Source organism: Rhodopila globiformis (assembly GCF_002937115.1).
GTDB classification, from domain to species: domain Bacteria; phylum Pseudomonadota; class Alphaproteobacteria; order Acetobacterales; family Acetobacteraceae; genus Rhodopila; species Rhodopila globiformis.
The window spans coordinates 1-8,809 of the sequence record NZ_NHRY01000104.1 but is presented as its reverse complement, the minus strand read 5'-3'; the positions used below and the strand labels follow the sequence as shown (position 1 = coordinate 8,809).

Annotated in this window: 9 protein-coding genes; 3 read left to right on the top strand and 6 right to left on the bottom strand. The window is 66.6% G+C overall.

The genetic code is table 11. The annotated features are described in order from the left end of the window. The 4 genes from CCS01_RS10565 to CCS01_RS10550 form a co-directional block, all read right to left on the bottom strand. A partial coding sequence (locus tag CCS01_RS10565; protein WP_104518788.1) for an IS1634 family transposase occupies positions 1–1,245 on the bottom strand: 1,245 nt, incomplete at its 3' end. 367 nt (positions 1,246–1,612) lie between these two features. After that, entirely contained in the window at positions 1,613–2,848 is a 1,236-nt protein-coding gene (locus CCS01_RS10560) for an MFS transporter (protein ID WP_104518787.1), read from the bottom strand. A gap of 5 nt (positions 2,849–2,853) precedes the next feature. Further along, positions 2,854–3,339: a PRC-barrel domain-containing protein gene (locus CCS01_RS10555; protein WP_146101676.1), complete on the bottom strand. Its 486-nt coding sequence runs from the start codon at positions 3,337–3,339 to the stop codon at positions 2,854–2,856. 64 nt (positions 3,340–3,403) lie between these two features. Further along, complete coding sequence (locus tag CCS01_RS10550; protein WP_158258336.1) at positions 3,404–4,324, bottom strand: DMT family transporter; 921 nt, start codon at positions 4,322–4,324, stop codon at positions 3,404–3,406. Between the two features lie 122 nt (positions 4,325–4,446). Between CCS01_RS10550 and CCS01_RS35095 the strand changes: the two genes are divergently transcribed. Continuing rightward, positions 4,447–5,751, top strand: coding sequence for a UdgX family uracil-DNA binding protein (locus tag CCS01_RS35095; protein WP_158258335.1), 1,305 nt, complete (start codon positions 4,447–4,449; stop codon positions 5,749–5,751). A gap of 39 nt (positions 5,752–5,790) precedes the next feature. Here the strand turns inward: CCS01_RS35095 and CCS01_RS10540 are convergent, their stop codons facing one another. Then, positions 5,791–6,174, bottom strand: coding sequence for a VOC family protein (locus tag CCS01_RS10540; RefSeq protein WP_104518783.1), 384 nt, complete (start codon positions 6,172–6,174; stop codon positions 5,791–5,793). Between the two features lie 74 nt (positions 6,175–6,248). On the opposite strand from CCS01_RS10540, the gene CCS01_RS10535 reads away from it, so the two are divergent. Continuing rightward, entirely contained in the window at positions 6,249–6,686 is a 438-nt protein-coding gene (locus CCS01_RS10535; protein ID WP_104518782.1) for a lytic transglycosylase domain-containing protein, read from the top strand. A 437-nt stretch (positions 6,687–7,123) separates the two neighbouring features. Here the strand turns inward: CCS01_RS10535 and CCS01_RS10525 are convergent. Continuing rightward, a protein-coding gene (locus CCS01_RS10525; RefSeq protein ID WP_408887482.1) for an IS3 family transposase occupies positions 7,124–8,610 on the bottom strand; the annotation gives its coding sequence in 2 pieces (ribosomal slippage) (positions 7,124–8,157 and positions 8,157–8,610; 1,488 coding nt in all). A 58-nt stretch (positions 8,611–8,668) separates the two neighbouring features. On the opposite strand from CCS01_RS10525, the gene CCS01_RS36040 reads away from it, so the two are divergent. After that, on the top strand, positions 8,669–8,809 hold a 141-nt coding region (locus CCS01_RS36040; RefSeq protein WP_146101675.1), incomplete at its 3' end, for a transposase.

Below are 8,809 nucleotides of genomic sequence, written 5' to 3'. Positions count from 1 at the left end.
GGCCTCATCGGCGATGCGCGCTTCATCAATGGTGAAGTGCTGCTCATCGGGTGTGCGGAGGTAGCGGCGGTAGGCGCTGTTGCCGACCAGCGATTTGTCGCCTTGTTTGAGCTTGGCGCGCAGGCTCGCCAGCACGCTCTCACGGTTGCGGGCATCCTGCTCGGCCTCGAGCAGGTTGCGGCAGACGATGTAGCGACGTCCGTCATGCATGACCTCCTTGGCCTGCAATTCGGTAGCAGGCCGGCCCCGACGGGGAATGCTCAGCGGCACGCTCGGCTGCGGATCGGCCAGCACGACGTCACGGACTTCCTTGGAACTGCGTTCGCGCACGCCGAGGATGTATTCAAGGCCGCGTTGCTCCAGCGCGGCGATGGTGGCAGCGCTCATCATGCCACGATCGGCCACCACGCAGACCCGACCGACGCCGAAGCGGTCGCGCAGGCGCTCGACCACGGGCACCAGCGTGGTGACGTCGGCGGTGTTGCCGGGCCACATCTCCGAACAGACCGGGCGTCCCGCCTGATCCATGATGATGGCGACGATCATCTGGTTGAGTTGCGGCCGGAAATCCTTGGAATGACCAAGCTCGCCAAGCGTGGCCCCTCCTTCACCCTCGAAATACAGCGAGGTGGTGTCCATGAACACGACGGAGAGGTCGGTGAACAGGTCGCGGCGGCGGTCGAACAGGCGCTCCTCGACAAGGTCCTTGACGCAGCGCGGCGCCAGCGTGCGGTTGGCTTGCTCGGTCGCCGGCAATTCCTCGCCGAGCCAGGCCATGGCGCGGTAGAGGTGGTGCAGGTGCAGCCGATCGGCGCCGGCGATGCGGTAATCGTCGCGCCAGTGGGCGCAGGCGTGATCCGAGCCGGACACCATCAGTCGATGCAGGACGGTGAGGAAGACGGCGCGTTCGACGGCAAACCCGAAGCCGCGCCCGGTGAGCAATGCGGTCAGCACATCGCCGCAGCCGGTCTCCCGCCACAGGCGCTCGAACAGCAGCGGCGGGCCGATGCGCCGGCAGGCGAGGTCCTCCGCCCCGCCCCCCTCCTCCAGCAGGGACAGGATCATCGAGCGCTGTGCCAGGCGGGTGGCGGAGCGGACGAGACGGTCGAGGTCGCCGCTGCGCTCGACCTCTTCCTTGCGGCCGAGATTACGGATGATGCGCTGCTTGACCCGGCCGTCTTGGCGGACGGTTTCTACCAGGTAGACGTAGGTGTAGGGGCCGATGCGCTTTTCCCGGACGAACATAGCCCTAGCATTCGGAAAGTAGCCGATTCGTCAATTCACAACGGGGTTATGGACGCATGATTTAGCACTACAGATTCTTGTGTGGGGCAGAGGATACCTCGCAAGCCATTGAAATTACGGGGCCGGTCGATACCATGCAATATCAACCTGTCACCTACTGTCCAAGTTGGGCCTGAACACCGCACCGGCGTCGAGCCCCTGTCCGCTTTCAATGCCCTCTCGCACCAGCCGACGCAATTCCTCAACATCTCGCTCTTGCGGCGCAGGCCCCGGTCGCGCACCACCTCGCTCAAGCAGCCGTAATCGCTGTCTTCCGCAGCCACCCGCAATGCCGCCGCCGGCACAGAGGCGCAGTTTCCTCCCCGCCCTAGATCGACTGGATCACCGACGCCAGCCGGCCCTCCTCCCCGTCCCTGGCCGGCCGCGTCTCCGGCATGACCAGCCAGACCGTCGCAAACGCAAGGACGCCGATGCCGCTGAGCGCGAAGAATGCCACCTGCATGCCGGCCGCATCCGCAATCCCGCCCGACAACGTGGTGCTGATCGCTGCGCCGATATAGACCGCGAGGCCCAGCATCCCCATGCACAGGTTGAAATGCGCCGAACCCAGCGTCAGATCGGCCGCCAGCAGCGGCATCAGCACGCCGAACGCCGCCGCGCTGATGCCGCTGACCGCCTGACCGAAGATCAGCGGCCAGGCGCCCGGCAGCACCGCCAGCAGCAGGCCGCGCAGCGGTAGCGCACCCCAGCCCAGCAGCATCAACCGCCGGCGCCCGAACTGCTCGGCGGCCCGCCCGATCCACGGCGACAGCGCCGCGACGACCATTTGCGGCACGACGATGCAGGCGGCGATGATCAGGTTGGCATAATCCCCCGCCCGCATCGTCACCATCGCGCCGGCCAGCGGCAGCATGGCAGCATTCGACAGGTGGAACAGCATCACGCAGACCGCGAAGATCATCAGCCGGTGGTCGGTCACCAGGCGCTTCAGCCCCGTCAGGTCCAGGCCGTGGCTGGTGGTCTGGGTTCGCGCATGGGCGCCGGCCCCGACCGACCACAGCGCGAACAGCGCCGGCACGCACAGCGCCGCCGTCAGCAGGAAGACGAACCGCGAAGAGAAGTAGGATCCGGTCACCCCCATCACCGCGGCGGCAAGGCCATTGCCGATGGAGGCGAAGCGGGCGTTGCGGCCCAGCCGCTCGCCCAGCGCGGCATGGCCGGCGACGTGCAGGCTGATCGCGGCGATGGCCGGCGTGATCACACAGCTCGCGAAACCGTGCAGTATCTGCGCCACCAGCACCGGCAGCGGGGTCGGCAGCGTCGCCAGCAGCAGGGCGGCGATGATGACGAAGATCAGCGCGCCGGCGGCCGCCAAGCGCTTGTTGCGCATCGCATCCACCAGCGCTCCGGCCGGAAGCTGGCTGACCAGCGCGGTCACCGTGCCGACGGTCAGGGCAAAGCCGATCTCCACCTGAGTCCACTTATGAGTGGTCAGATAGACGGCGACGAAGGGGCCGAAGCCGGTCTGCACGTCGGCAACGAAGAAATTGACCAGGTCCAGCGCGCGATTGCCGCCTGGCCAGGAGGAGATGAAACGCCGCATCGTGCCTAATGCGGTTGCGCCGGACTGGCTGGATGCGATTGCACCGCCGTGTCGGCTGGGTGTGATCGTGGCGTCGTCTCGGCCGGCGTCACCACGGGCGCCGGCTTGTCAGCGCTGGAATACTCCGGCGCCGCCTTGATCTGGTCCGGCGTCATGTCCAGCACCACCTGGTGCTTGCCGTCGGCCGGATCGAAATGCAGCGCGCTCCAGTGCACCGCCACCTTGCGGTTGCCGACTCCCATGAAGCCGCCGAAATCGATCACGGCGGCGTCCGGGCGGCCTTTGTCATCGACCAGCACGTCGACCAGACGGCCCATGTCCTTGCCCTTGGCATCAACGACGCGGCTGCCCAGGATGGCTTCGAGGATCTTGGGCGACACCTTCACCGTCTGTACCGAAGCCGGTGGTGCCGGCGGCTTGTCGTCAGCCCGGGCAACCGCCCAGGACGAAACGATTGCCGCCGACAGCAGAAGAGGAACAATTATTCGCACTGGCGCCCCCCTGATGAGCGAGGGAGGTTTGGCGATGCCGCCGCCGTGATCAAGACGGCTGAGATCACGTTCGGTTGGGCAGCCGAATCAACCGCATCGCCGGCCGCCTGGCCGAGGCCAGCAGGATGCCGGCCGCGATCAGGCCAATGCCGACGGCGTGGAACAGCCGGAAACGCTCGTGCAGGAACAGCACCGCCATCACGCTGCCGAACAGCGGCATCAGGTGCATGGACTGGCCCGCCGGGCCGGGCCCGATCAGCTCGATGCCGCGGTTGAAGAACAGATAGGCGACAAAGGACGGCAGCACCGCCGTGTAGGCAATGCCCAGGTACGTCCCCGCGCCGCCGTGGATGCGGGCGCCCGAGGCGACCTCCCACAGCATGAACGGCAGGATCATGCAGGAGCCGATGCCCATGGCGGCAACCAGGAAACTCAGCGAATTCACCATCGGCCGCTTGCGCAGGATGACGCAGTAGAAGGCGTAGATCCCCAGCGCCGACAGCACCCACAGGTCGCCCCGATTGATCTGCAACTGCGCCAGCACCGACAGCGAGCCGCGCCCGGCAATCACCGCCACGCCGAGGAGCGAAACCAGCACGCCGGCCGCCTGGCGCGGCGTTGGCGTCTCGCGGAACAGCGCGAAGGCCCAGACGATGATGATCAGCGGCGTGGCGGATTGCAGCAGCAGCACGTTCAGCGCCGTGGTGCTGTTCAGGCCGATATACGACATGGTATTGTAGCAGGCGATGCCGGTTGCCGACAGCAGCAGCATCGTCGGCCAGTGCCGCAGCATCACCGGCAGATCAGCCTTGAACCGCGGCCAGGCGACCGCCAGGGCGATCAGGAACGCGCCGGTCCAGCGAATATAGCTCAGGGTTATCGGCGGAACGTGCCCGGCGAGGCCGCGGCCCAGGATGATGTTGCCGGCCCAGAACAGGTTGGCGGCGGCCAGCAGGCTCCAGGCGGAATGCCACAGTGATCGCATGATGACTGGCTTGAACGTCCCCATGGCTATGGGTGCAACCGCCTTGGAAGCAGGCACGTTGGCACAGCATAAAACGAATGGCAGGCTTGGAAAGCCATAGCCCCCGAGGTTGCCGGATTGTCATGCCCAAGATAGCCCTGAAGAACGAGACCGACTGGGACGGCTGGCGGCAGGTCGCGCGCCGGCTGGTGCTGGCCGGCATCGAGCCCGAGGCGGTCACCTGGTCCGTCGGCGGCACGACGGAGACGCTGCCCGAGGCATCCGGCAGCTTCAGCCTGTCGCGGTCGCTGGTTTCGCTCGCCTCGGTGGCGATCCAGGCGCGGGAGCCGGAGCGGTTTGGCCTGCTCTACAGCCTGGTCTGGCGCGCCCATGCCGGCGAGAAATTGCTGGAGGATGGCGGCGACCCCGACGTGGCGCTGGCCCGCCGGCTGGCTTTGTCCGTCCGGGCCGAGGCGCACCGCATGCGCACCAACATCCGCTTCCTGCCGGTGAGCGATAGCGGGGCCACGCGCTACCTGGGCTGGTACGTGCCGGCGCATTTCGTGCTGGAGGCCAATGCGCAACTGATCGCCCGGCGCTTTCCGGACAAGGCGTTCTCGATCGTCACCCCGGACGGCGCGGCGCACCGGGACGGCGCCGGCTTGCTGTTCGGCTCCGGCCTGAAACACGTCGAGGACGACGATGCGCTGCGCGCCTGGTGGGAACGGCACGGGCGGCAGTTGCTGGAGCAGGCCGAACCCGGCACCTCGGTGCCCGAGGCCGAGGACCTGGACGAGGCGCCCCGGCCTTTGGACCGCCCGGCGCTGGGCCCGGTGGTGCTGAAGCTGGCGCCCGATCCGGTGCTGGTGCGCGCCGGCAAGGATGCCACCAACTGCCACCGCTGCCCGTTGTACGAACCGGCGACGCAGGTGGTGTTCGGCGAGGGCCCGGCCGGCGCCACGGTGCTGTTCGTCGGCGAGCAGCCGGGCGACCAGGAGGACGTCATCGGCCGCCCCTTCGTCGGTCCCGCCGGCCAGGTCATGGACCGCGCGCTGGAGGAAGCCGGCATCGACCGCCGCACCATCTATGTCAGCAATGCGGTCAAGCACTTCAAGTTCACCATGCGCGGCAAGCGGCGCCTGCACCAGACTCCGGATGTCAGCGAAATCCAGGCCTGCAACGTCTGGCTGACCATCGAGCGGGAGCATCTGCGGCCACGGCTGATGGTGCTGATGGGCGCCTCCGCCGCCCGCGCCATCATGGGGCGCGCCGTTACCATCAGCCGCGAGCGGGGGCGGCCGATCCGGATGGCGGACGGGCAGACGGCATTCGTCACGGTGCACCCGTCCTATCTGCTGCGCATCCCGGACGCGGCGGCGAAGGCCCGGGAGTATGAGGCGTTCGTCCAGGACCTGAAATCGATCAAGGCGATCATGGACGCGGCCTGACCCCGGTTGCCCAGCGGTTGCGGCGCCGGCTGGCGGGGGCTATCCGCGCTGGAGCAGCTCGATCGAAACGTTCTCCGGCGCCTTCAGGAAGGCGATGCGCACGCCGGGTCGTGCCTCGGTGATGTCCATGGTGAAGGTGACGCCCTTGGCCTTCAGTTCCCGCACTGCCTGTTCGAGGTCGGTCACGGTCAGTCCGAAATGATCCAGGCCGAGATAGGGCGAGGATGGCGCCTCGGCGGCCTTCCCGGGCAGGGCTTTGGCGATGAACACCTTCTGCCCGCTGAGATTGAGGTCGATACGCAACGATCCGTCGGCCTGCGGGGATTTGACCACCTCGGCGCCGAGCTTGTCCTTATACCATGCGGCGGTCGCCTCCGGATCGGGTGAGCGCAGATGGATATGTTCCCAGGTGAACTTGGTCATGTTTTCTCCCGACGGTCTGGTGCCATGGCATTAGCGCAGCGGATCGCGGCGGCGGCAAGCCGGGCGGTCGTGCCGTGAGCGTACCGTTCCTGGCTTGCATGACCGTGGCGGCGGCTTTCTATCACCTGCCGCCGCGGGTGTTGCCGTCGATCCAGGCGGTCGAGGGCGGGCGCCCCGGCCTGGTCCATATCAATACAAACGAAACGGCCGATCTGGGGGTGATGCAGGTCAATACGGTATGGATACGGCCGCTGGCGCAGTATGTCCGCATGCCGCCGGGAGCGGTCGCGGACCGCCTGATCAACGATCCCTGCTTCAACATCGCCGCGGCGGCGGCGATCATGCGGCTCTACCTGACGGAGGCGCACGGCAACCTGCTGGCCGCCGTCGGCTTCTATCATTCCCACACCCCGGCGCTTGGCGCCGCCTACCGGCAGAAGGTTCTTGGCGCGGCGATCATGTTGTTCGTCCGGCACATGAAATCACCGACGCGGGGCGCTGCCGCACGATAGACGGCAACTTCACGCGCCCCTGTCCCGCCGCGGCGCGGGCGGCTCCGCCCTGCCTGGCCTGTTTGCCATCATCGCCATCCTCGGCCAGTTGATCGGCCTTGTGGTGCCGGGCTGTAGCCTGCCGTTGGGGGCCTCGCCGATGGCCATCTCCACCTGCTGCGGGTCCGGGTCGCCGGTCCTGCCTTTCACCTGGCTAGTGCTGGCCTGGCACAGGGTGGAGACGGAAATCGTGGACCTTCAACCGACAATCGAGAGAGGCTCTTATTGGGTTCCGGGGGGGGTGGCTCGGGATGGGGTAGCGCCGAAGCCAGGTCTCTGATCTGATCGGATGAAGACGTGATCTGGTTGTTTTGGAGGCTACGTAGGCATGGCGGTATCCGACATGGTCAACCTGTCTCGGAACCTGTCAATGACTTTGAGACAGCCGACGTATGAATTTAGGCTTGGCTGATGTCTGTTTTCCGGGGTGGGTTGATCCAGGTCTGGGTTGGCATAGGCGGTGGCACGGGAGCTTTGCGCACAAAGCGTTCCGGGTTGGCTTGGTAGGCCTGCGTCAGGACGTCCTGACGGGCGGCATGAACGTCGTTGGCCTGGCCGTAATGCACCTGGTCCGGAGTCATCAAGCCGATACCGACATGATGGTGATCCTGGTTGTACCAGGTGAAGAAGCGGCGGCAGAAGCTCCGGGCATCCTCGATGCAGCCGAACCGTTTGGGGAATTGCGGCTGGTATTTCAGGGTCTTGAAATGCGCCTCCGAGAAAGGGTTGTCGTTTGAGGTATGCGGTCTGCTATGCGACTTGGTGACCCCGAGATCGGCCAGCAGGAAGGCGGTTGCCTTGGCCTTCATGGGGCCGCCGCGGTCGGCGTGCAGCGTCAGTTGCCCGGGTGGCACGCCATGCTTGGCGAAGGTTTCGTCAAACAGGGCCTTGAACAGGGCGGTATCTTCCGCGTCGGCGACGCACCAGCCGACGACGCGGCGGCTGAAGATGTCGAGGATGACGTACAGGTAGAAATACGACCATTTGGCCGGTCCCATCAGCTTGGTGATATCCCACGACCAGACCTGGTTGGGGGCTTCGGCCAGCAGCTCGGGCTTCTGGTAGACCGGATGGCGGCGTTGGTCGCGGCGTTCGCGGACCTCGCCGTTTTCGGCCAGGATGCGATACAGGGTGCGGATCGAGCAGAGATAGACGCCCTCGTCCAGCAGGGTGGCATAGATCTCCGCGGGGGCCAGATCGACGAACCGGGGTGTTCGCAAAAGATCGAGCACACGGCTGCGTTCCTCCGGTCCAAGCGCCCGCGCCGGCGCGGGTCTGGCCGAGCTTGGCGCGGGTGGCTGAAGGCGACGGCTGCGGGCGCGATAGACGCTGGCGCGGGCCAGGCCGAGAGCGGCACAGGCGCTTGCGGTGAGGCCGCTCTTGGCGGTCAGGGCGATGACGGCCTGCATCATGGCGTCTCGTCGGGCTCGGTCGTCGCCATCGGCATGCCCAGCAAGGCCGCAACTTTTTTTTGGATTCCAATGATGGCTTCGGCGTGTTCGAGCCGCTGACGCAGCCTGGCGTTTTCGCGGCGAAGCTGGTCGAGATCGGCGGCGGGTTGGGCCAGCACGGGCTTGGGGCCACGCCGCAGCGGCTTGAGCGCTTCGAAGGCGCCCGCATCCCGCTGGCGGCGCCAATCGGTCAGGGTTGACGAGTAAAGGCCTTCGCGCCGCAGGATGGCCGCGATCCCGCCGGTATCCGCGGCGCGGTCGGTCTCTGCCAGGATGCGCAGCTTCGCGGCCGCAGAGAACGTCCGGCGCTGGGGCCGGGGTGACAGCTCGGGCGAGGCGGCAGACGGTGGCGGGACCGTCGTTGGTTTACGGGCCTGGCTGTGGCCAGCCGCATTCTTCGGGTCGATTGAGCCATCTGTGTTGGGCATAACCACGATGTCGTTCTCCCGTGCCCAAGTCTAAACTCGCAGGGGGGCCGGTGTCTCATCGTCATTGGCACAGAGGGGGTCTGGCCTGCTGGACGAGGCCAAGTGCTATGAGCTTGTGCGTCAGCATCGTTGGCCGGATGGCGTGCGCTGCCCTGACTGCGACAGTGCCGTGGTCATCCGCAACGGCCATGATGAAGGACAGCGG

Excerpts from the sequence above, each read along its gene's own strand:
- CCS01_RS10560 (WP_104518787.1), bottom strand. The coding sequence starts at position 2,848 with ATGCGGCGTTTCATCTCCTCCTGGCCAGGCGGCAATCGCGCGCTGGAC.
- CCS01_RS10550 (WP_158258336.1), bottom strand. The coding sequence starts at position 4,324 with ATGCGATCACTGTGGCATTCCGCCTGGAGCCTGCTGGCCGCCGCCAAC.
- CCS01_RS35095 (WP_158258335.1), top strand. The coding sequence starts at position 4,447 with ATGCCCAAGATAGCCCTGAAGAACGAGACCGACTGGGACGGCTGGCGG.
- CCS01_RS10540 (WP_104518783.1), bottom strand. The coding sequence starts at position 6,174 with ATGACCAAGTTCACCTGGGAACATATCCATCTGCGCTCACCCGATCCG.